Annotated in this window: 15 protein-coding genes and 3 rRNA genes; 9 read left to right on the top strand and 9 right to left on the bottom strand. The window is 57.9% G+C overall.

Annotated elements, in window-relative coordinates:
• The 3 genes from KJF94_RS27230 to KJF94_RS27220 are packed head-to-tail and all read right to left on the bottom strand — an operon-like array spanning nucleotide 1 to nucleotide 2,797.
• A complete protein-coding gene (locus KJF94_RS27230) occupies nucleotides 1-861 on the bottom strand; it encodes an ABC transporter ATP-binding protein (RefSeq protein WP_214380094.1) in 861 nt (286 codons plus the stop codon).
• 5 nt (nucleotides 862-866) lie between these two features.
• Nucleotides 867-1,892, bottom strand: a complete 1,026-nt coding sequence (locus KJF94_RS27225) for an ABC transporter substrate-binding protein (protein WP_214380093.1) — start codon at nucleotides 1,890-1,892, stop codon at nucleotides 867-869.
• A 17-nt stretch (nucleotides 1,893-1,909) separates the two neighbouring features.
• Nucleotides 1,910-2,797 carry a TauD/TfdA dioxygenase family protein gene (locus tag KJF94_RS27220; RefSeq protein WP_214380092.1) on the bottom strand — a complete coding sequence of 296 codons (888 nt, stop codon included), beginning with the start codon at nucleotides 2,795-2,797 and terminating at the stop codon, nucleotides 1,910-1,912.
• A 230-nt stretch (nucleotides 2,798-3,027) separates the two neighbouring features.
• Between KJF94_RS27220 and KJF94_RS27215 the strand changes: the two genes are divergently transcribed.
• On the top strand, nucleotides 3,028-3,393 hold the full coding sequence (locus tag KJF94_RS27215; RefSeq protein ID WP_214380091.1) for a tryptophan synthase subunit beta: 366 nt from the start codon (nucleotides 3,028-3,030) through the stop codon (nucleotides 3,391-3,393).
• Between the two features lie 154 nt (nucleotides 3,394-3,547).
• On the opposite strand, the gene lapD is transcribed toward KJF94_RS27215, so the two are convergent.
• Together lapD and lapG are read right to left on the bottom strand one after the other, a co-directional pair.
• Nucleotides 3,548-5,494 carry a cyclic di-GMP receptor LapD gene (lapD, locus tag KJF94_RS27210; RefSeq protein ID WP_214380090.1) on the bottom strand — a complete coding sequence of 649 codons (1,947 nt, stop codon included), beginning with the start codon at nucleotides 5,492-5,494 and terminating at the stop codon, nucleotides 3,548-3,550.
• A 14-nt stretch (nucleotides 5,495-5,508) separates the two neighbouring features.
• Entirely contained in the window at nucleotides 5,509-6,201 is a 693-nt protein-coding gene (gene lapG / locus KJF94_RS27205; RefSeq protein ID WP_214380089.1) for a cysteine protease LapG, read from the bottom strand.
• Between the two features lie 199 nt (nucleotides 6,202-6,400).
• On the opposite strand from lapG, the gene KJF94_RS27200 reads away from it, so the two are divergent.
• The 5 genes from KJF94_RS27200 to KJF94_RS27180 all read left to right on the top strand — a co-directional run bounded on the left by KJF94_RS27200 (nucleotide 6,401) and on the right by KJF94_RS27180 (nucleotide 13,370).
• Entirely contained in the window at nucleotides 6,401-7,111 is a 711-nt protein-coding gene (locus KJF94_RS27200; RefSeq protein WP_214380088.1) for a GntR family transcriptional regulator, read from the top strand.
• A 636-nt stretch (nucleotides 7,112-7,747) separates the two neighbouring features.
• Nucleotides 7,748-8,524: a DUF3050 domain-containing protein gene (locus KJF94_RS27195; RefSeq protein ID WP_214380087.1), complete on the top strand. Its 777-nt coding sequence runs from the start codon at nucleotides 7,748-7,750 to the stop codon at nucleotides 8,522-8,524.
• Entirely contained in the window at nucleotides 8,521-9,450 is a 930-nt protein-coding gene (locus KJF94_RS27190) for a diiron oxygenase (RefSeq protein WP_214380086.1), read from the top strand. The genes KJF94_RS27195 and KJF94_RS27190 overlap by 4 nt, the downstream gene beginning before the upstream one ends.
• A 13-nt stretch (nucleotides 9,451-9,463) precedes the next feature.
• Nucleotides 9,464-12,880 (top strand): non-ribosomal peptide synthetase, encoded by a 3,417-nt coding sequence (locus KJF94_RS27185; RefSeq protein WP_214380085.1) that lies wholly within the window; start codon nucleotides 9,464-9,466, stop codon nucleotides 12,878-12,880.
• Between the two features lie 22 nt (nucleotides 12,881-12,902).
• Complete coding sequence (locus KJF94_RS27180; RefSeq protein ID WP_214380084.1) at nucleotides 12,903-13,370, top strand: SRPBCC family protein; 468 nt, start codon at nucleotides 12,903-12,905, stop codon at nucleotides 13,368-13,370.
• 146 nt (nucleotides 13,371-13,516) lie between these two features.
• Here the strand turns inward: KJF94_RS27180 and KJF94_RS27175 are convergent, their stop codons facing one another.
• A complete protein-coding gene (locus tag KJF94_RS27175; protein WP_214380083.1) occupies nucleotides 13,517-15,397 on the bottom strand; it encodes a methyl-accepting chemotaxis protein in 1,881 nt (626 codons plus the stop codon).
• Between the two features lie 311 nt (nucleotides 15,398-15,708).
• Between KJF94_RS27175 and KJF94_RS27170 the strand changes: the two genes are divergently transcribed.
• From KJF94_RS27170 to KJF94_RS27160, 3 genes are all read left to right on the top strand, one after another.
• Nucleotides 15,709-16,209 carry a sigma-70 family RNA polymerase sigma factor gene (locus KJF94_RS27170; RefSeq protein ID WP_214380082.1) on the top strand — a complete coding sequence of 167 codons (501 nt, stop codon included), beginning with the start codon at nucleotides 15,709-15,711 and terminating at the stop codon, nucleotides 16,207-16,209.
• A complete protein-coding gene (locus KJF94_RS27165; protein WP_214384963.1) occupies nucleotides 16,209-17,222 on the top strand; it encodes a FecR domain-containing protein in 1,014 nt (337 codons plus the stop codon). Before KJF94_RS27170 ends, KJF94_RS27165 begins: the two co-directional genes overlap by 1 nt.
• Nucleotides 17,223-17,309: 87 nt before the next feature.
• On the top strand, nucleotides 17,310-19,805 hold the full coding sequence (locus tag KJF94_RS27160; protein ID WP_214380081.1) for a TonB-dependent siderophore receptor: 2,496 nt from the start codon (nucleotides 17,310-17,312) through the stop codon (nucleotides 19,803-19,805).
• A gap of 141 nt (nucleotides 19,806-19,946) precedes the next feature.
• On the opposite strand, the gene rrf (KJF94_RS27155) is transcribed toward KJF94_RS27160, so the two are convergent.
• The 3 genes from rrf (KJF94_RS27155) to KJF94_RS27145 all read right to left on the bottom strand — a co-directional run bounded on the left by rrf (KJF94_RS27155) (nucleotide 19,947) and on the right by KJF94_RS27145 (nucleotide 23,328).
• A 5S ribosomal RNA gene (rrf, locus tag KJF94_RS27155) occupies nucleotides 19,947-20,062 on the bottom strand.
• A 106-nt stretch (nucleotides 20,063-20,168) separates the two neighbouring features.
• A 5S ribosomal RNA gene (rrf, locus tag KJF94_RS27150) occupies nucleotides 20,169-20,284 on the bottom strand.
• Between the two features lie 154 nt (nucleotides 20,285-20,438).
• Nucleotides 20,439-23,328: ribosomal RNA gene (locus KJF94_RS27145) — 23S ribosomal RNA — on the bottom strand.
• Between the last annotated feature and the right edge of the window lie 234 nt (nucleotides 23,329-23,562).

Here is a 23,562-nt window from a genome sequence, read left to right as displayed (position 1 = left end):
TCAGTAAGCGATGCGAATGTCGGAAAAATCCAGCTCGCGCGCGATTTCCGGCGACTGGCCTTCATCGAACAACAACCGATGAATCCGTCGCGCCGACTCCTGAAACGCCACGCCGCCGAGGCTGTGCAAATCGTATTGATGGCTGTGGACTTCCGCCCGTACCCGGCCGGGATGCGGCGACAGCAGCAGAATGCGATTGCCCACCACCAGCGCTTCTTCGATGGAGTGCGTGACGAACAGCAGCGTGAAACGCACCTCCTCCCAGAGCAGCAGCAATTCTTCCTGCATCTTGCGGCGCGTGAGGGCGTCGAGGGCAGCGAAGGGTTCGTCCATCAGGAGGATTTTCGGCTGCATCGCCAATGCCCGTGCGATGGCAACGCGAGCCTTCATGCCGCCCGACAAGGTGTGCGGATACGCATCGGCAAACGCTGCCAGACCGACCTTGTCCAGATAGTGCAGCGCCCGCTCTTCGGCCTCTTTGCGCTTGAGGGTTTTCGATGCAAGCAGTGGAAACATCACGTTCTGTTTGACGGTTTTCCACGGCGGCAGTTGATCGAATTCCTGAAACACCACGATCCGGTCCGGCCCTGGCGCGTGGACCGTTTGCCCTTGCAGACGAATCTCGCCTTCAACGGGCTGAATGAACCCGGCAACCGCCTTGAGCAAGGTGGACTTGCCGCAACCGGACGGCCCGAGCAGCACGAAGCGGTCCGCCGGATCGATTTCAAAACTGACTTGGTGGGTCGCCCGAACCACACGTTGCGGCGTGCGGTATTCGAGGCTGACATTATCGACCGACAGCAGCGCCTGGGCTGTGGCGTTCGGTTTGCTGACCGTGTGGCCTTGCAAAGGGGCGTTCATGTCGATCAGCTCCCTTGCAGTGGTTTGGCGTCCTGGAAGAAGTAATCCTTCCACGAATCCGGTTTGTTTTTGATCGCGCCGACGCGGTAGAGGAATTCGGCGAGCGGGTAGGTATTTTTCGGCGTGACGCTGAATTCGAACTGCGGGTTGTCGATGATTTTCAGCAGCGCAGCACGATCGATTTTCGCCTTGGTCACGCGGATGTAGGTATCGGCGGCGGCGCCTTTATCGTTCTGGGCAAATTGCGCCGCTTCGGTCAGCGCCTCGACGAACGCCTTGTAGGTTTTCGGGTTCTCGTTACGGAATTTCTCCGTGGCGAACAACACCGTCGGCGAGTTCGGGCCGAGCAGATCATAGGTGTTCAGCACCACATGCACGTTTGGGTTGGCCAGCGCCTGATCCTGGAACGGCGGGTTGGAAAAGTGCCCGGTCAGCTCAGTGCCGCCGGCAATCAACGCCGCCGTGGCGTCGGGATGCGGAACGGCGATGGTGTACTTGTCGAGGCGATTGAATTCCTTGTCGCCCCACTGCTTGGCGGCTGCGTATTGCAGGAAGCGCGACTGTACCGACACGCCCACCGCCGGCACCGCGATGCGGTCCTGCTCGGTGAAGTCGGCGATGGTTTTGACCTTGGGATTGTTGCTCACCAGGTAGTACGGAAAGTTGCCGAGGGACGCCACGGCCTTGACGTTCTGCTTGCCGTGGGTGCGGTCCCAGATGGTCAGCAGCGGACCGACGCCCGCACCGGCGATATCAATCGAACCGGAGAGCAGCGCATCGTTAACCGCCGCGCCGCCGGACAGCTGAGTCCAGTCGACCTTGATGTCGATGCCTTCCTGCTTGCCGTACTTTTCGATCAGGTTCTGGTCGCGCACCACGTTGAGCAACAGATAAACGATGCCGAACTGCTCGGCGATGCGGATTTCACCTTCAGCGTGGGCCACGGTCGGCGCCACCAGGCTACCGGCGATGAGGCTGAAACCCAGGCCGATGGCCGCAGCCAACGGTGCAAATGGAAGACGTCTGGACATGAAAATTCTCCGACAAATCAGAAAGGCGCGTCGCCCTGAATGGTGGTGCGATACAACTTGCGGCGCAGATGGCTGGGGCATCCGGCGGCGAGGTGAATCAGCGAGCGGTTGTCCCAGAACACCAGGTCGTGGGGCTGCCATTGATGGCGGTAGATGTTGTGCGGCAGCACGCTGTGGGCGTAGAGCTCATCCAGCAGTTGCTTGCTCTCATCGTCTGGCAAACCAACGATGCGGGTGGTGAAACCCTCGCTGACGAACAACGCCTTGCGACCGTTTTCCGGATGCGTGCGCACGATCGGGTGGACGACTTCGGCAACCTGAGCCAGTTGCTCCGGCGTCAGCGTCGGACGCCAGTTGCCTTCGAATTTGGTCTCGCTGTAGCGCGCGGTGTAGGAGTGCGCGGCAAAGCGGCCATCGACGGCTTTGCGCAACGCTTCGGGCAGGTTTTCCCAGGCTTTGTGCATGTCGGCGAACAAGGTGTCGCCACCTTCGGATGGCAATTCCTGGGCGTGCAGCATCGAGCCCAGGCTTGGCAATTCTTTATAGGACAGGTCGGAGTGCCAGAACTTGCCGGCGTCACCGAGGCCGATGGATTGGCCGTTTTCGATAATATTGGAAACGATGAGGATTTCCGGGTGCCCGGTCAGCAGGAACTGCTTGAGCACATGGATCTGCAACACGCCGAAGCGACGGCTGAAGTCGATTTGTTGTTCGGGGGTAATCCGCTGGTCGCGGAACACCACGACATGGTGATCAAGGTGCGCGCGATGGATGCGGGCGAAGTCCTGGTCATTGACCGGGCGAGACAGGTCGAGGCCGATGACTTCGGCACCGACGGCGCCGCTGAACGGGCGAATTTCGAAAATTTGCGGCGCGATGCTTTGAGTTGCAGAGACGACAGACATAAATCACTCCCACGCACGGCACGCTCAAGGGCGCGCGCGTCGATCAGAAACTCACGGAGGTCCCGTGTTGGTTCGTGTCGTGCGGCGCGCCGATTGGTCGGCAGGTACGCAGGAGGTTGACTTTATAGATATAAGAACGTGAATTTAAATACCGTTAGCGAATAACCATATGGCTTATTTCGCCTATGCTGCTGACAGGATGACGCTGCTCAACGCTTGAGGGACGCTCAATGTTCTACGTGCAACGCAATGCAGAAGGCCAACTGACGCGCGTGGAAGCCGAGGCCTATGCCGAGTCCACCGAAAGCCTGCCCACCGATCACCCGGACCTTCAGGCCTGGTTCGCCAGCAAAGTCATGGCCATCAACCACAAGCAACTGCAACAAACCAATCAGCTCAAGCAGTTGAAGCAGAGCGACCTGGACATGATCCGGGTACTGGACGACCTGATTCAGGTGCTGACGGATAAGGGCGTGATGCGCATTACCGACCTGCCGGCCGCTGCACAGGACAAACTCATGGGCCGGTCCCAGGCCCGGGAGGAGTTGGGTGGGTTGAGTAATCTGGTGGATGAGGATGAATCGGGGTTGATCTAGCCCTCAATTTCTCTGTCGTCTGTTCCGACGCCATCGCGGGCAAGCCCGCTCCCACAGGTTTTGTGGTCGGTCACAAGTGCGTGATCTACCCCGTTCCTTGTGGGAGCGGGCTTGCCCGCGATGGCGGCCTCACAGACAAAGCAACTTCAGAGCCTTATTCCCAAGGCTTCGGCTCCCCAAACAACTGCCCCTGCACGCCATAAACCCCCAGCTCACGAATCACCGACAACTCCCCTTCGGTCTCGACCCGCTCGGCAATCAGCGGCAGATCAATGCTGTGCGCCGCCCGCTGAATCGCCTCGATAAACAAACGCTTGTCGCTCTCCTGATCAATCGCGCGGATGTAAACACCGTCGATCTTCAGATACGCCAACCCGAGCCGCGCCAGGTTGCCGATCATGCTGAAGCGTCCACCAAAATGTTGCAGACTCAACGAGAAGCCGATTTCTCGCAGGCGTCGCGTCAGGTCTTCCAGCTTCGCTTGCTCCCGCAGTTGCTCCTCGCCGATTTCCAGGATCAGCCGCGGGCCGAAGCTGGAATGCGCGCGCAAAATATCCAGGATTTTGCCCAGCGCCTGCGGATTGATCAGCGTCGCCGATGACAGGTTCAGCGCCAGCGACGCTTGATGGTCGGCCATTTGCTCAAGCACCTTCTCCAGCATCAGGCGATCCAGCCGCGCAGCCCAGCCGAAACGCTCGAGCCACGGCAGGAACCGGCCGGCAGGAATCGCCTGGCCCTGCTCGTCAATCAGGCGCGAAAGTACTTTGTAATGCAGCACCAGCGTCGCGTCCTGGCTCGCCACCACCGGCTGGAAATACAGCTCGAAACGGCGCTGATTCAGCGCCTCATCGAGCAAGCTGTGCCAGGCATGATGATCGTCGCCAACGTTCGCCGACGCCGCGTGATCCAGGCAGACCCACCTCGAATCGCCCTGGCCTTCGGCCTGCGCCAGCGCCTGATCCGCCAGCCCGAGCACCGCTTGCGGTAAGTCGCCATACATAAACGGCGCCAGCCCGATGTACGCCACGGCGGCCACATCGGTGGCGCCGGTTGCATGCAGGCTCGCCAGGGCACTGTCGAGGCTTTGCGCCAGTTGCAATGCTTCGGCGCGCACCAGCCCCGGCGCCAGCACGGCGAATTCGCCGCCGCGGATCCGCGTGACGAGGTTCAGCGTTTCGGGGTATTTGGCGCACTCACGGGACAGCTGCTCGCCGACCGCGATCAGTAAATCATCGGTGTGTTGGCCGCCCAGACGCTGATTCAACCCAGCGAGGTCCCTGACCCGCAGCAACAGCAAATAACCTGAACTCGCCTTTTCCGGATTGCTCACCCGCGCATTTAATTGCATCTCGAAATAGCGCCGGTTGGCCAACCCGGTCAACGTGTCCCGATAGGACTCGTCGCGCAATTTTTCACTGCGCTCGGCCTGTTCCTGAAATAACGCCTTGAGCTTCTCGACCATCTGGTTCATGGCCTGCACCACGCGGCGCAATTCAGGTGTGCGCGGCAGATCGGGCAGGCTGAGGAATTCCCGGCGGGCGATGGCGTGGGATTGCTGGACCATGTACTCCAGCGGTTTCAATTGCCGGCGCAACAGCAACGCGCCCAGTGCCGCACTCACCGCGCCGCAGAGCAGCAGCCAGCCGAGGCTGCCCAAGGCGCTCTGCCAAAGTTTGGCCAGCGCGAACATTGGGTGGCTGACCACTTCGACCCGGGCCGCCTGCTCCCAGCCACGGCTGACAATCGCATCGCCACCCGCCGGCTCCAGACCGATCAGTTTAACGAACCAGTCCGGCACGTTTGTCACCGCCGGAATGCCGCTGCGCTCCACCAGCGTCTTGTCGTTCGACAGATCGACGACGCGGATACTCGCGTAATAACCGCTGTCGAAAATCGAGCTGACCAGCAACTCGACCATCGCCGGGTCGTCGATGTTCGGCGTCAACGACAGCGCCAGCGCCGTCGCGGCGTCCTGTGCGTGGGAACGCAACTGGTTGACGTACTGGGCGCGCGAGCTTTCGAGGCTGACCATGAAGCTGCCGGTGAAGGCGACCACCAGGAACAGACAGATTGCGATCAACAGCTGTTTGAACAAAGACATCTGAGCGCGTGCTCCTAGTTAATCGTCTCGACCGGAAAACCTTCCGCCTGCATTTTCTTCAACACATCCTGCCAACGGGACAAGCGTTTGGTGTCCCCCACTTTTTTATTGCCCTTGGCACCGGGCAACCACAGCCCTTCGGCATTGAAAGCGTAGACCGGCAGCAGATCGGTTCGTTGGCTGGCGGGTTTGATCGCATCGACCAGGCTGTCGAGCACCAACGGCATGGCGTCGGGGCCGGCGTAGTAAGTCAGCACCATGTGCGCGCGGTTCAGGCTCACGGCCTTGACGTAGGTAATGCGTAGCTTGTCGCTGGAAACGCCGAGGTGGCGCAGGCTGAAATACTTGGCGATGGCGTAGTCTTCACAGTCACCGGCGCCCTTCCACAAGGCTTCGATCGGGGTTTCCCAATAGTCGACCTCGTGCCACAGGTCGATGTCCTCTTCGTAGCGCATCTGTCTATTGAAGAACAGGTTGACCACGTTGAGCTGCTCCAGCTCGCTGATCTGCTTCTGCGTGGCCAGCAAATGCTGCCAGGCATCAATGCGCTGCTGCCCTGCACCCAATGGCCCGTACAATGCCTGCGCCCGGCGGCTGATCAGGGAAAAATCCCAGTCGGCATGCAGACTGCCCGGCATGACGCCGGCCAGCAGCAACACGCAGCACAGCCAGCGCAACGTCCAGGGGATCGCGAAACGTACCGCCAATGCGTGGCATCCAGGTAGGCAGGTGGAATCGATTGATGGTGAAGGGTAGCCGGTTAAAAGACAATGGCACGGTGAGATCACCGGAGCGGGCTAAACTTTGGGGGTGTGAGCTGTTTAGCCTGCGTGTTTGACAACCTGCCGGGCAGTCACTAGTGTCCTCTTGGATCCAAATTCTTTCAGTCATTCAGGGTGAGTAGTAGTGCCACAGAAGCCCAGCCCTCTCAGTAGCATCAAGGTCAACGGTCCGATTCCCGCTCATGTGGCACGCTCGGTCATCGAAGAAACCCTGCGTGCCGCCATTCTCGATGGCCGTATTCCTTGCGGCACAGCCCTTCGTCAGCAAGACCTGGCCGACCTGTTCGGGGTCAGCCGCATGCCGGTCCGTGAAGCCTTGCGTCAGCTCGAAGCGCAAGCGCTGCTTAATGTGGTCGCCCATAAAGGTGCGGTGGTCGCGCCATTGGTTCAGGGCGACGCCGTCGAAACTTACGCTCTGCGGATCCTGCTGGAGTCCGAAGCCCTGCGCCTGTCGATTCCTTTGCTTACTAATGAGGACTTTGAACAGGCCGCCCGCTACATCGACGAACTGGAAACCGAACACGACTACACCGAAATTGGCCGGCTCAACCGCCTGTTTCACATGGCGATGTACTGCAAGGCACCTAATCGTCGGCTCTTGAAACTGGTCGAAGACGGGTTGAACGAAGAGGAACGCTTCCTGCGCTTCAATCTGGAAGCCATGGGCCTGGGCAAACTGTCCCAGGAAGATCACCGTGCGCTGTTGCGCGCAGTGGAAGACCGCGACATCGAGCACGCGGTGAAGCTGCTCGAACATCACCTCAACCGGGGCGTCGAGGTCATCACGAACTACCTCAACAGCCCCGAAGCACAAAGCAGAAAAACCTCGAAATAAATCATATCGGCAACCGGAGCGAGCAGATCAACCTGCTCGCCTGCGCTTGCCGCGCCTGCGTTTCTGTTATCCCAAGTCAGACCATTGCATCGACCGTATGACGTGTCGGTGATAGCGGCTGCCTTGATTTACGCTCACTCTTGGCCTGCCAACAAATAATAAACGGGTGACGTACCGCATGAGCGGCGCAGTCCCCGCATCAAGAACCTACGGAAGGAGTCTTGCCACGGGAAAGGAAGCATCGGCATCCCGGCCAACTTCCACCCCTCAAATCACATTAACGATCACCCTTGGAAAGTTGCTTCGAGTGAGGCATTCACTCTTTACTTCAATTTCGACTTATATAAGCCGGAAGGAGCAACTACGCCCAAATAAAACTTTAATCAAAAGTCTTATTGAAACTTGTCACGCCCGGAAAAGCCGAACTTGAAAATAGTATAAAAATAACTTGCCCGGAACTTTATTCGTGTATTAGTTTTTCTCCGCCACTACTGGGCGAGGCCGCACGCCGCGACCACACGACTTATATGCAACTAATAACAATCAATTCATTTGAGGTACTTGCTCGCCATCAAAATATTTAAATCGCCATTAATTACTGATTACACCTCATTCCGGATCACTTATAGGCTCGCCATGAAATCGACTAAAGACCGTCTTAATCAGAAGAAAGCAGAACTTAGTGCGCACCCGATTTTTTCTGAAATACATTCGCTTTCAGTACTCCAACGCTTCATGGAATCCCATGTTTTTGCGGTGTGGGATTTCATGTCGCTGACCAAGCGCCTGCAACAGGAGCTGACCTGCGTCCAGTTGCCCTGGCTGCCGCCAAGAGATCCGCAGGCTGCCCGACTGATCAACGAGATTGTGCTGGGTGAAGAGTCCGATGATCGTCCGGCCCACGGTCATTACAGCCATTTCGAGTTGTACCTGGATGCGATGCGCGAGGTGGGTGCCAGCACCGTCGCCATCGAGCGCTTCGTGGCGCTGCAGCAAGAAGGCGTGAGTTACGACGTGGCGTTGCAAAGCGTGGACGTCGACCCGGCCGCTGCGCAATTCGTGCGCCACACCTTGCACACCGCGCTGCATGCGCCCGGCCACAGCGTGGCGGCGGCGTTTCTGCACGGACGCGAGAGCGTTATTCCACAGATGTTCCAGCGCATTCTCGACGATTGGGGCATCGGTTTTGAACAGGCGCCGACCTTCCGTTACTACCTGGAGCGGCACATCGAAGTCGATTCCGAAGACCACGGTCCGGCAGCGGAAAAACTCCTCGCGCGGCTGGTCGATGGCGATCCGCAACGGGAAGAAGACGTCTACGCCAGCGCCCTGGCGGCCGTGGAAAGTCGCATCGCGCTGTGGGACGGCCTGCGCCTGAGCATGAGCGAACCGGTGGCGGAGGTGAACGCATGAACGCCGCCGACTACCAATCCTTCGCCGACGCCTGGGAAAGCCGCGCGACCATTCGCACCCGCCCGCGACGCGTGTTGGAGAACGACGAAAAGCTGATCTATCCGCTCAGTCGTCAGCCGCTGGTGTTGAGCGAAACCTTTCTGCGCGAATGCCCCGAGCAACGGGATTTCGCCCTGGTGCAGACGCTCTACAAATTCATCAACGACGTGGTGATTTTCGAAACCGAGATCGTCGACAAAACCGCGCGCAGCATCGCCAAGAATCGCTTCGCCGTGGCCTTCCCGTTCGCCTGCCGTTACGACGCCATGACCGTCGTGGTGGACGAGGATTACCACGCGCTGGTGGCGATGGATTTCATGCAGCAAACCATCGCCATGACGGGCATCACACCGATCAAGCTGCCGGATGAAATCGAGCTGAGCCGGTCGATTCCGGCGGCTGTTGCGCTGGCACCGGAGCATTTGCGCAGCGCCGTGGAATTGATCTGCGTAGCCATCGCTGAGAACACCGTGACCGGCGACGTGGCGGCATTCGCCAAGGACGACACGGTCAAGCAATCGATCAAGGGTCTGATGGCTGATCATTTGCTCGACGAGGGTCGTCACTCCGGATTCTGGGCGCGGTTGGTGCGCATCTACTGGCACACCGCAAGCGAAGACGACCGTCAGTGCATCGCGCAGATTCTGCCGGTGTTCATCGGCCATTACCTGACCAACGACATCCAGAAATCCTTCGACTTCCGCTTGATCGAGTCCTTGCAGATCAGCGATTCCGCGCGCCGCGCACTCAAGAGCGAAGTGTCGGGGCTGGCCTTCCCGATCAACCGCCATCACCCGCTGGTCGCCAACATCGTGCGGTTTTTCCACAGCAGTTCGCTGCTCGATTCGCCGTGTGTTCAAGAAGCCCTGAGCAACTACCTGGTTTAACGAGGAGCACATCATGAGACGTCTCGACATTCTGCTCATTGGGCAGAGCCAGGCCCTGACCGACCTGGCGCTGGAACTTGAACAACACGGTCATTCACTGACGCGGCTGACGGCCCTCGACCAACCACCGTCGGGCAATGCTGACTTACTGATCGACGATGCCAGCCTGTCGTACCAGCCGTTGGGCGATGTACCGCGACTGACGTTGAGCCTGGGTGTCGGAGTCCGGGGTGATTCAGGTTTGCCGCCGCTGGACCTGCTGTGCCTGTACGGTTCGACGCTGCTCACCCGCGTGCCGATTGCCGACGAACCTTCGGGTAACGGCCAGGCGTTGCGTCTGCGAGCGGTGGCGCAACTGGTGGATCATGCAGCCTTGCTGGTCAGTCGCTTCTCCCGGGATGCGGACTATTTTCTGCTCGTCGAACCGGTGACTCCCGTTGATTTCGAACAGGTGGAAAGTCTGCTGTTTTTAGAAAGCCTGGCCTTCGTCCACCGACTCAACGCAACCGCTAACCCCGGCGTGCTGCAACTCGCTCAGTTGCCGATGATCGAGCGCCTTGAGCAGCGCTTCATTCAGTCCGCCGAAAGACCGGCGTTGAACCTTGCCGGCACCTCCCTCAGTTATCGCCAACTGCATGCTCATAGCCGCGCCATTGCGCAGCGACTGCAACCGTTGCTCGAACAGCACGACAAGCCGTTGGTGGTCGGCATCTGCCTGCCAAAATGCAGCGCGTTGTATGCGGGGATTCTGGCGATTCTTGGCAGCGGCGCAGTTTACCTGCCGCTTGAGCCGAGCCATCCGTTGCAGCGCCAACAATACATTTTGTCGAATGCCGGCGCCGTGTTGTTGCTGCACGACGGACAGCATCCGCTCGCGTCCGAGATGCGCAGCCTGGACATCAGCGCAATCGACATCGAGCACGTGCATGTCGATCAAGCGTTGATGCGCCAGCGCCCGGACCTCGATGCGCCGTGCATGGCGCTCTACACCTCGGGCACCACCGGTCATCCCAAAGGCGTGTTGCTCAGCCAGGCCAACCTCGCGCACTTCACCGCGTGGTACGCCGACTATGTGCAACTGACTGAACAGAGCCGCGTATTGCAGTTTTCGTCATTGAGCTTCGACTCCTCTCTGATCGACATCTTCCCGACGCTGTTACAAGGCGCCGAGCTGATCGTACCCAGCGACGATCAACGCCGTGACCCGCTGCAACTGGTGGAACTGATCCGGCACCAACAGTTGAGCCATGCGTTTTTGCCACCGGCCTTGCTGAGCATTCTGCCGCTGGATCAGTTGCAGGTGCTGGACCACGTGATGACCGGTGGCGATGTCTGCGAACCCTACGTCATCGAGCAACTCATCCGTCATAGCAATCTCTACAACCTCTATGGCCCGACCGAAGCCACGGTGCTGATCACCGCGCGGCCACTGCGCGCCGGCGACAGCAATCGCACCCTCGGCGCGCCGATCGCCAACAGTCAGGTACTGATTCTCGACGAAGATTTTCAACCGGTAGCCGAACAGACCGTCGGTGAGTTGTACATCGTCGGACCGGGCGTTTGCCTGGGATATCTGAACGACCCGCAACAGACCGCCGAACGTTATATGAACCTGAGCCTGCCGAACGGTGAGAGCTTGCGCGCCTATCGCACCGGCGACATGGCGAAGTGGACCGGCGCAGGCATCGAGCTGTGCGGACGTCGGGACAATCAGGTAAAGATTCGCGGCTTTCGCGTCGAACCGGAAGAGATCGAACGCTGCCTGCGCGACAGTCAGCTGTACCGCCAGGTCGCAGTGGTGATCGACAGCCAACGGCGGATTCTCGCCTTCCTCGCCCAGCCTCAGGAGGATCAACCCGGCGCCGCACGCGAAGCGCTGAGGGCGCACGCCACTCGCTTTCTGCCGAACTACATGCAGCCCACCGCCTGGACCGAACTGGCGAGCATGCCGTTCGCCAGCAATGGCAAGGTTGACCGTAAAGCGCTGCTGGAGCTGCCGGTCAGCATTGCCGAAAACGCGTCACGGCGTTTACCCGCCAGCGCCGATGAAGCGCTGCTGCTGGAAATCTGGGCCGAACTGCTGGAGCTGCCGGCCAGCGATATTTCCACCGACGAAAGCTTCTTCAATCTGGGCGGCCACTCGATCCTGCTGTCGCGCATGCTGCTGCGTCTGCGTGAAGAGTTCGGGCGCAGCATCTCGATTAACCGCTTCATCGAACTGCCCACCATCGCAAAACTGGCGACGCTGGTGCGCGGCTCCGGCACCGAAGAGGTACTGAGTGTGCAGGCCATGGCGGATGCCTTCCGTGAGTTGGATGTGCAGCCGTTGCCAGTCAGTCGCATGGGCGATGTACACAAGGTCATCGTCACCGGCGCCAACAGTTTTGTCGGCGTGCACATCGTCGAGGCGTTGCTGGCCTGGGGTGCCAGCGAAGTGGCTTGCCTGGTGCGCGATGGCGGCGGGCAATCGGCGGCCGAGCGCTTTGCTCATGCACTGCGCGAGAACCGTCTGGAGCATCTGGATCTGAGCCGGGTGCGGGTTTACGCGGCAAACATCACACGGCCCTCACTCGGGCTCGCAGTGGAGGTTTACGAGCGCCTGGATCGCGAGTTCGGCGCACTCGTGCACAACGCCGCCAACGTCAATCACGTGCTCGATTACGAGTCGCTGGCGCGGGACAACGTCGAGCCGATTTTCGAGTGCCTGCGCCTGTGCGAAGGGCGCAGTAAAAAGATCTTCAATTTCGTTTCGACATTGTCCGCGTCGAGCACGATTTCCGACGACGGCCGGGTGCTTGAATTGCCCGCCGCACAGACCCCGCCGATCTATATCAAGAACGGCTACAACCTGTCGAAGTGGGTCGGTGAACGCATCCTCGAGCGGGCGCGGGAGCGTGGGGTTCGGGTCAATGTGTATCGCCCTGGCAACATCAGTTTCAACAGCCTCACGGGTGTCTGCCAGCCACATAAAAATCGATTGATGCTGATGCTCAAGGGCTCGATCCAGCTCGGTCAGGTGCCGGAATTCGCCCTGAATTTCGACCTGATGCCGGTGGATTTTCTCGCCCGTTTCATCGCGTTCCACGCCAGCCGTTATTCAGCGGAAAAAGCGGTGTTCAACCTGCACAACCCCGAACCCTTGAGTTGGGACGATTACGTCGCCTCGTTCCGTGAAGCGGGTCGCAAATTCTCCATGGTCAGCGTTGCCGACTGGCAGCAGCAACTGGGCCGGGTCGACAGCGACAACGCGCTGTTCGGCGTCCTCGGTTTCTACCTCAACGGCTTCGAGGAAGACATCGGCGACATCTCGATGATCGGCCACGACAACGCCCAGGCCGGCGTGCGGCAGATGGGCGCGCACTACCCGGAAAAATCCCCGGCACTGCTGCGTCGCGGCTGCGACTACCTCAAAGAAATCAACTTCATCTGATTCACTCAACCGGAGCAAAACCATGGAAACCCTGCAACCCGATACCCTGATCAAAAACCCTCAAGGCTGCCATGTCGTGTCGTCGGTGGACGTGCCGGCCGAGGCCAGGAAAGTCTGGGCGGTGGTCGGCAACTTTGCCGGCTTCGATCGCTTCATCCCGGCGCTGTCGCACATCGAGATGACTGGCGAAGGCGTGTCGTCCCTGCGCAAGAAATTCTTCAAGGATGGCAACCTGGTGGTTGAGCAACTCAACTCGCGGGATGACCAGGCATTGAGCATGACCTGGACCACGATTTACAACACGCTGGGCGTGGCTAATTTGTGGGCGGCGATGAGGGTTGAAGCGCTGGGTGAAGGCAAGTCCCGAGCGACGTGGACCATCATCGCTGAACCGGCTCAGGGCGGCGCGGAGGCACTGCCAGGGTTCAAGGATTTTGTGCAGGGGTTTGCCGATGATGCGATGAATAATGTGCTGAAGCTGTTTGTGTAGGACTGTCGTTTGGCGGTGACTGATGCACCGCAATCGCGAGCAAGCCCGCTCCCACATTCGATCGCATTCCTACTGAAGGAACCCGGTCAGAATGTGGGAGCGGGCTTGCTCGCGATTGAACGATAACGCGGTAGATCTGACCTGAATCAGATCTTGAAACTATCAACCAACTGCTTCAACCGGTTCGCCTGCAACGACAACGCATCGCAATCCTTCAACGTTTCATTGAGGTTGGCCACGCTCTGCTGGTTCAGCAGGTTGATCTGGTTGACGTCAACGTTGAGGGTCTCTACTACCGCGGTCTGCTCCTCGGTCGCAGCGGCCACCGACTGGTTCATGCCGTCAATTTCGCCTATACGCCGGGTCACGCTGACCAGACGCAAACCGGCCTGGTTCGCCACTTCGACGCTCTCTTCGCTGGAGACCTGACTGGCGTTCATGGTGGTCACCGCTTCGCGTGAGCCGATCTGCAGCGAAGTGATCATCTTGTGAATCTCCTCGGCCGACTCCTGCGTGCGATGGGCCAGGTTGCGCACCTCGTCCGCCACAACGGCAAAACCACGCCCGGCTTCACCGGCACGGGCCGCTTCGATGGCCGCGTTGAGCGCCAGCAAGTTGGTCTGCTGAGAGATGCCTTTGATCACATCGAGAATGTGCCCGATATTATCGGTGCTGGCGTTGAGGGTTTCGATCTGCGTGCAGGACAGGCTGATTTTCTGCGACAGCTCGGTCATGGCCAGAATGGTTTTTTCCACCACCTGACGACCGTCATCCGCCTGCTCGCTCGCGCCGCTGGCGTGCTGCGAGGCATCGGCGGCGTTGCGAGCGATTTCCTGGGTTGCGGCGCCCAATTGGTTGATCGCCGCCGCCACACTGTTGGTGCGCGCACTTTGCTCGTCAGAGCCGACGATCGAGGCGTTGGACGATGCCATCACCCGTTGCGACAGGTCATGAACCTGGCGAGTGGCCGACGACACCTCTGAAATCGACGCATGAATCCGCTCCACGAACTGGTTGAAAGAACCGCCCAGTTCACCGAATTCGTCTTTGCTTTCAACGGCCAGACGACGGGTCAGGTCGCCTTCGCCCTGGGCGATGTCCTGCATCGCTCGACCCATGGTGGTCAGCGGTCGCATCAGCACATTGATCAACAGGCTCAACAGCACTGCAATCACGGCCACGGCGATGAACATCGCGATCAACGCCGAGGTGCGGAACTGGCTCAATGGTGCGTAGGCCTTGTCCTTGTCGATCGACAGACCTATGTACCACGCCGCATTCGGCAACCCGTTGACCGGGGTGAACGAGAGGATGCGTTCCTGGTTGTTCAGGGTGACTTGCTGATTGCCCTTCTCGATGCGCAGGCCTGCGTTAGGGTAGATGTCCTTCAGGTTTTTCATGACCTGGTCTATGTCCGGACTGACGATCACCTGACCGTCGGCGCTGACCAGAAACGCATGGCCGATGCCGCCGAAATCCACCGAGTTGATGATCTTCACCAGGGTTTCCAGGCTCAGGTCACCGCCGACCACGCCGAGCAATTCGCCGTTCTTTTTCACCGGTAGGGCGATGGTTACGACCAAGCCGCCGACGGCGGCCATGTAAGGCGGGGTCAGCATGGTTTTGTCAGCGGCAACCGCTTGCTTGTACCAGGGACGCTGACGCGGATCGTAGCCGTCCGGCATCTTCGCGTCGGGGCGCTGGGTGAACACGCCATTGGTCTGGCCGACGTACGTGAACTGAAAGTTCGAGGTGAAGGCCGGCTGATCAACCAAGCCCGGCAGATCGGCATTGGCGCCCTGATGAGCGACGTTCTGCGCGAGGTTTTCCAGCACCAGTACGCGGCCGCTCATCCAGTTCTGCACACTGCTGGCGGTCAGGTCGCCGGCCTGTTGAACAGAGGATTCGAGGTTTTGCCGAATGGTATTTCGCTGCAGATAGTCGTTGTACAAAGTGAACAACGCAAAAGCCAGCACCACGACGCCGGAGGCGGCCAACAGGATTTTATGGCTGAACTTAAGATTCATTTCATGGGACTTCTATGCAGAAAGTGGGGATGCGTTCCGGGTTGCAACATTCCATGTAAAGCTCAAGTGGCTTCTGTGGCCGCTCTACTTTGGTGCACGCATGTCTCACCAGTCTGTCGGCACAAACGGGATTAATCTTAGGGACATGTACGAAATGGTCGGCACTTCCGTCAGATACCCGCCGAACGGCGTGCTAGAGCGCCTGAGTAGCATTTCCGTGATGACGGTTGTGCGAGCGGCGGTTGCAAATTCCCCAACCCTTGATGACAATGCGACTAATTATCATTTGTGACGTCCGGGCTGTCGCGTTCATGTCCTCACCTGAGTTTGCTGTACAGTCGCTTTACAGTAGCCATCACGGTTGGCTCAACACGTGGCTGCGCGCGCGACTGGGCAACGCCGCCGATGCGGCGGACCTGGCCCAGGACACGTTTGTACGCCTGCTGCAAAGAACCGAACGCCTGGAACTCAAGGCCCCTCGCGCGTTTCTGCGAACGATTGCTCGCGGCCTGGTGATCGATCATTGGCGCCGCGAAGAAATCGAGCGCGCGTACCTGGAAACCATCGCCCATTTGCCAGAGGCCGAAACGCCGAGCACGGAAGCCCGGGCGCTGGTGCTTGAATTGCTGGAAAGCATCGCGCGCATGCTTGAAGGACTGAAGCCAAAAGTGCGTCAGGCGTTTCTGCTGGCACAGTGCGAAGGGCTGACTCACAAACAGATTGCCGAACAGATGGGCTTGTCTCTCCGTTCAGTGGAACGCTACGTCGCCGACGCCCTGTTTCACTGCTACCTGCTGCGGTACGAAGCATGATGCCTGTGGATAATCTGTCGGTGAACCGCCGTGGCGAGCCTCATCAACAGGTGGTCAAACAAGCCATCCACTGGCTGCTGCGCCTGCGAAACAACGCGAACAATGCCCGGCTGCGTCAGCAATGCGATGTCTGGCGGGCGGAACACCATGAGCACGAGGTGGCTTGGCAACGGGTGCAATCCCTGCAGGCCGAACTGAGCAGCAACCTGCGTGCGGTGCCCGGTGCTCACGTCGCCTTCAACACCTTGGAAAACAGTGTTCAAGGATTGGGCAGACGCCAGGCCTTGAAGCTGCTATCCGGCGCAGTGCTGATGGGGTCGGCTGCATGGTTGGGCAGGGATGTGACCGGCTGGCAGCAGTGGACCGCCGATTTCGCCACCGCCACTGGCGAGCGTCGTGGTTTCCAGCTACCGGACGGCACGCGGCTGGAACTGAATACGGCGAGCGCGGTGGATCTGGACTACACCGCGCACCAGCGATTGATCAAACTGGCCCGCGGCGAAATCATCGTGACGTGCGGCGGTGCCGATGAAGGAGCTTCGTTTGATCGACCGCTACGGGTGCAAAGTCGACAAGGTGTGTATGAGGGTGTGGCGGCACGTTTCATCCTCCGCCAGGAAGCGGACTGCACGCGGCTCAGTGTGACCAGCGGCATGGTGGTAATCCACTCGCCAATGCCTGCCGATGGCGTGCCTACTCAGGTTCATGCCGGACAGAGCTATCTGATCGATCACCAGCGGGCGCGCCCGGCCCCACCGCTGAGCATGGATGCCGGCGCCTGGGTCGATGGTCTGATCATCACCCGCAACATGCGTCTGGGCGATTTCCTGCAGGAGGTCGGACGCTATCGGCCCGGATATCTGACGTGCGCAGCGGACATTGCCGACCTGCGCCTGTCCGGTGTTTTCCGCCTGGAAAACACCGACAAGCTACTGGCCATCCTTCCGCAAACCTTACCGGTGCAATTGCGTTACCGCACACGCTGGTGGGTGACGCTGGAGCGGCAGGCATGAATTTTTTTGGCGGGTTTTCCGTGCAAGGCCGGCTTAGTCAGTAAGCACTTCAACTCTGACTTCAGCGACTTCCTACGGAAACCTACAATGTCTGTCCGCAACATCAGTAAGAACCTTCCTAATTTCGCCGCGGATTCCGGCGCCTTGCGTCACGCCATTCGCGCAGCGTTGTTCTCTACCGCGCTGGGTGTGGGTCTATTGCCGATATCCGCTGTGGCAGCAGGGAGCAGCGCGGTCAGCAGCCATCGCTACAACATTGCCGCCGGGCCATTGAGCGATGTACTCAATCAGTTTGCGCGTCAGGCGGGCATTACGTTATCGACCACGCCTTCGCAAACGGCGGGACTTCAGTCCCCCGGCGTGCAAGGAGAGTACTCAGCGGATCAGGCGCTAAGCCACTTGCTCAGCGGTTCGGGCCTGGAGGCGGTGAGTCAGGATGGTAGCAGCTACGTGCTGCGCTCCGTCACCGAAGCGTTGGCACTGCCTACGACCGACATCAAAGGCTTTGCCCTCGGTAACGCACTGGGCAGCATGGACGGCTACAACGCGACGCACAGCCAGATCGCCACCAAAACCAGCACCGCGCTGCTGGAAACCTCGCAAAGTGTGTCGGTGGTGACTCGCGAGCAAATGGACGACCAGGGTTCGCAAACCGTTGCCCAGGCCATGCGCTACACCCCCGGCGTGCTGACCAATCCCTACGGCGCTACCCATCGTTATGACTATGTGGCGATGCGCGGCTTCAACGACGGCTCGGTGGACAACATCTACCTCGATGGCCTCAAATCCATGGGTGACAGCGGCACCTACAGCACCATGCAGGTAGACCCGTATTTCCTCGAACGCGTCGATATCCTCAAGGGACCGTCATCGGTGCTCTACGGCCGCAGTTCACCGGGCGGTCTGGTGGCGCTGACCAGCAAGAAGCCGCTCTACGAGGCCTATCATCAGGTTCAAGCCACGGCGGGCACGCAGGGCCAGCGCGGCATGGGTTTCGACTTCAGTGGCCCGGTGGATGATGACAAACGCATCGCCTATCGCCTGACGGGGTTGGCGGATCAGTCCGACACACAGTTCGACCACAACAAGGAAAAGCGCTTCGCGTTGGCACCGACGGTGAGTATCGACTTCACCGAAGATACGTCGCTGACGTTACAGGCCTATCTGCAACACGATCCGGAGGGTGGTTATCACGGTGGCGTGCCGGCCGACGGCACCCTGCACCAACGCAATGGCAACCGTATCTCGCCACACTTCTTCGAAGGCGAGCCGGGCATTGATGGTTACCGGCGTGATCAGCAATCCTTCGGATATCAGTTTGAACACCGCTTCAATGACGTCTTCACCGCGCGGCAGAACTTCAGGTATCTCGACTCCAAGGTGAAGATCGATCAAGTCTACGCCTATGGCTGGACGACTCCGACCAGTAATGAGTTGAACCGTTACTACACCGGCGGTGATGAAAAGCTTCACGCCTTCATTGTCGATAACATGCTGCAAGCGGAGTTCTTCACCGGGGCAAGCAAGCACACCGTGCTGTTGGGGTCGGATTATCAGCGCCGCAAAACCGTGGTCGATTGGTCCAGCGGCGGGCTTGCGCCGATTGATTCGTTTAATCCGGTGTACGGCAATTCGGACATCGATTTCTACAGTCCGACCAGCTATCTGCGACGCCTGGAGCAAACGGGCGTCTACCTGCAAGACCTGATCGAGATGGATAAGTGGCGCTTCTCCCTTGGCCTGCGGCAGGACTGGGTCGAAACCTCGGATGAGAATCGGCTGGCTGAAACCGGGCGCCCAGCGGGCACTGAAATCAGCGACAAACGAACCAAGCTGACGGGGCGTGCAGGTGCACTTTATTTGTTTGATAGCGGTCTGGCGCCGTACATCAGCTATTCCGAGTCCTTCAACCCAAACTCCTACGCGGACAGCGCCGGTAATCCACTGGCACCCACCGATGGCACACAGTGGGAAGTCGGCCTGAAGTATCAGCCGCCGGGTACCGACAACTTGTTCACGGCATCACTGTTCCGCATCGATCAGGAAAACCTGGCGACGAAACTGCCTCAGGAAAACTTCTATCGCGCCGTTGGCGCCGTGCGCTCTCAAGGCCTGGAGCTGGAAGCGCACTTGCAGCTGACCGACAACCTCAAAGTGCTCGGCAGCTACACCTTCACGGACATCGAATACTCGAAGTCGATGATCAGCACTTTGAGCACACCTACGAACGTGATCGAGAACAAGGGCAACTCGCCAACCCAGGCACCACGGCATATGGCGTCGGTCTGGGCTGACTATAAGTTCGACAGCGCGGCACTTGATGGTTTGCGGCTCGGCGGTGGTGTGCGTTATGTCGGCTACAGCTGGGCCGATGCTGAAAACACCATGAAGGTGCCGTCCTACACCTTGTTCGATGCGTCTGTTGGTTATGACTTGAGCAAGGTGGGCCTGAAGGGTGTTGACGTACGCCTGAATGCCAACAATCTGACCAACGAGTCCTACGTGGCCTCCTGTGCCAGCCTGAACTTCTGCTACCTGGGCGAAGAACGCAACGTCGCCGCTACGATTAGCTACCAGTTCTAAATACCCGGCCTACAAAAAAGCCAGCCCTTGATTTCCAAGGGCTGGCTTTTTTGTTTCTCCGAGGCGGACTATCAGGTTTTTAACGAGCCCGAAACGACGAAACCCCTGTCTGCGTTAGCAGATAGGGGTTTCGGAATTCAATCTTGACGATGACCTACTCTCACATGGGGAAACCCCACACTACCATCGGCGATGCATCGTTTCACTGCTGAGTTCGGGATGGGATCAGGTGGTTCCAATGCTCTATGGTCGTCAAGAAATTCTGTGACCAGCCCGTTACGCGGTAACGTGCCAGCAAAATTGGTGACTTCTACTAAAACAAAACCCCTACCTGCATACGCAGATAGGGGTTTCGGAATTTAATCTTGACGATGACCTACTCTCACATGGGGAAACCCCACACTACCATCGGCGATGCATCGTTTCACTGCTGAGTTCGGGATGGGATCAGGTGGTTCCAATGCTCTATGGTCGTCAAGAAATTCGGTAGCCAGCTCGTGTACCTTGCGGTTCACGCTCCAGCGAATGGGTATGCGATAGTTTGTGTGTTTGTTTCTCGAACTTTCGGTTCGTTTCGTCTTCACACACCGCAATCTGATGCTCTTTCGAGTAGTCAAATTGCTTGGGTGTTATATGGTCAAGCCTCACGGGCAATTAGTATTGGTTAGCTCAACGCCTCACAGCGCTTACACACCCAACCTATCAACGTCGTAGTCTTCGACGGCCCTTCAGGGGACTCAAGGTCCCAGTGAGATCTCATCTTGAGGCTAGTTTCCCGCTTAGATGCTTTCAGCGGTTATCTATTCCGAACATAGCTACCCGGCAATGCCACTGGCGTGACAACCGGAACACCAGAGGTTCGTCCACTCCGGTCCTCTCGTACTAGGAGCAGCCCCTCTCAAATCTCAAACGTCCACGGCAGATAGGGACCGAACTGTCTCACGACGTTCTAAACCCAGCTCGCGTACCACTTTAAATGGCGAACAGCCATACCCTTGGGACCGGCTTCAGCCCCAGGATGTGATGAGCCGACATCGAGGTGCCAAACACCGCCGTCGATATGAACTCTTGGGCGGTATCAGCCTGTTATCCCCGGAGTACCTTTTATCCGTTGAGCGATGGCCCTTCCATACAGAACCACCGGATCACTAAGACCTACTTTCGTACCTGCTCGACGTGTCTGTCTCGCAGTCAAGCGCGCTTTTGCCTTTATACTCTACGACCGATTTCCGACCGGTCTGAGCGCACCTTCGTACTCCTCCGTTACTCTTTAGGAGGAGACCGCCCCAGTCAAACTACCCACCATACACTGTCCTCGATCCGGATAACGGACCTGAGTTAGAACCTCAAAGTTGCCAGGGTGGTATTTCAAGGTTGGCTCCACGCGAACTGGCGTCCACGCTTCAAAGCCTCCCACCTATCCTACACAAGCAAATTCAAAGTCCAGTGCAAAGCTATAGTAAAGGTTCACGGGGTCTTTCCGTCTAGCCGCGGATACACTGCATCTTCACAGCGATTTCAATTTCACTGAGTCTCGGGTGGAGACAGCGCCGCCATCGTTACGCCATTCGTGCAGGTCGGAACTTACCCGACAAGGAATTTCGCTACCTTAGGACCGTTATAGTTACGGCCGCCGTTTACCGGGGCTTCGATCAAGAGCTTCGCGTTAGCTAACCCCATCAATTAACCTTCCGGCACCGGGCAGGCGTCACACCCTATACGTCCACTTTCGTGTTTGCAGAGTGCTGTGTTTTTAATAAACAGTCGCAGCGGCCTGGTATCTTCGACCGGCATGGGCTTACGGAGCAAGTCCTTCACCCTCACCGGCGCACCTTCTCCCGAAGTTACGGTGCCATTTTGCCTAGTTCCTTCACCCGAGTTCTCTCAAGCGCCTTGGTATTCTCTACCCAACCACCTGTGTCGGTTTGGGGTACGGTTCCTGGTTACCTGAAGCTTAGAAGCTTTTCTTGGAAGCATGGCATCAACCACTTCGTGTTCTAAAAGAACACTCGTCATCAGCTCTCGGCCTTAGAATCCCGGATTTACCTAAGATTCCAGCCTACCACCTTAAACTTGGACAACCAACGCCAAGCTGGCCTAGCCTTCTCCGTCCCTCCATCGCAATAACCAGAAGTACAGGAATATTAACCTGTTTTCCATCGACTACGCTTTTCAGCCTCGCCTTAGGGACCGACTAACCCTGCGTCGATTAACGTTGCGCAGGAAACCTTGGTCTTTCGGCGTGGGTGTTTTTCACACCCATTGTCGTTACTCATGTCAGCATTCGCACTTCTGATACCTCCAGCAAGCTTCTCAACTCACCTTCACAGGCTTACAGAACGCTCCTCTACCGCATCACCTAAGTGATACCCGTAGCTTCGGTGTATGGTTTGAGCCCCGTTACATCTTCCGCGCAGGCCGACTCGACTAGTGAGCTATTACGCTTTCTTTAAAGGGTGGCTGCTTCTAAGCCAACCTCCTAGCTGTCTAAGCCTTCCCACATCGTTTCCCACTTAACCATAACTTTGGGACCTTAGCTGACGGTCTGGGTTGTTTCCCTTTTCACGACGGACGTTAGCACCCGCCGTGTGTCTCCCATGCTCGGCACTTGTAGGTATTCGGAGTTTGCATCGGTTTGGTAAGTCGGGATGACCCCCTAGCCGAAACAGTGCTCTACCCCTACAGTGATACATGAGGCGCTACCTAAATAGCTTTCGAGGAGAACCAGCTATCTCCGAGCTTGATTAGCCTTTCACTCCGATCCACAGGTCATCCGCTAACTTTTCAACGGTAGTCGGTTCGGTCCTCCAGTTAGTGTTACCCAACCTTCAACCTGCCCATGGATAGATCGCCCGGTTTCGGGTCTATTCCCAGCGACTAGACGCCCTATTAAGACTCGCTTTCGCTACGCCTCCCTATTCGGTTAAGCTCGCCACTGAAAATAAGTCGCTGACCCATTATACAAAAGGTACGCAGTCACCCAACAAAGTGGGCTCCCACTGCTTGTACGCATACGGTTTCAGGATCTATTTCACTCCCCTCTCCGGGGTTCTTTTCGCCTTTCCCTCACGGTACTAGTTCACTATCGGTCAGTCAGTAGTATTTAGCCTTGGAGGATGGTCCCCCCATATTCAGACAAAGTTTCTCGTGCTCCGTCCTACTCGATTTCATTGATAAGAGATTTTCGCGTACAGGGCTATCACCCACTATGGCCGCACTTTCCAGAGCGTTCCGCTAATCTCAAATCAACTTAAGGGCTAGTCCCCGTTCGCTCGCCACTACTAAGGGAATCTCGGTTGATTTCTTTTCCTCAGGGTACTTAGATGTTTCAGTTCCCCTGGTTCGCTTCTTAAGCCTATGTATTCAGCTTAAGATACCTAACTTATGTTAGGTGGGTTCCCCCATTCAGACATCTCCGGATCAAAGTCTGTTTGCCGACTCCCCGAAGCTTTTCGCAGGCTACCACGTCTTTCATCGCCTCTGACTGCCAAGGCATCCACCGTATGCGCTTCTTCACTTGACCATATAACCCCAAGCAATCTGGTTATACTGTGAAGACGACATTCGCCGAAAATTCGCGATTAAACTCACAAATTTTACCTTAGCCTGATCCGTTACCAGTGAAAGTAACGTTCAGTCTATCTTTCTATCACATACCCAAATTTTTAAAGAACGATCTAGCCAAAGACTAGAAATCAACATTCATCACCATCACGATGGAATGCTCATTTCTAAGCTTTATACAATCAGAAGCAGT

This window comes from Pseudomonas hormoni (assembly GCF_018502625.1).
Classification (GTDB): domain Bacteria; phylum Pseudomonadota; class Gammaproteobacteria; order Pseudomonadales; family Pseudomonadaceae; genus Aquipseudomonas; species Aquipseudomonas hormoni.
This window is presented reverse-complemented; position numbering and strand designations above follow the sequence as displayed.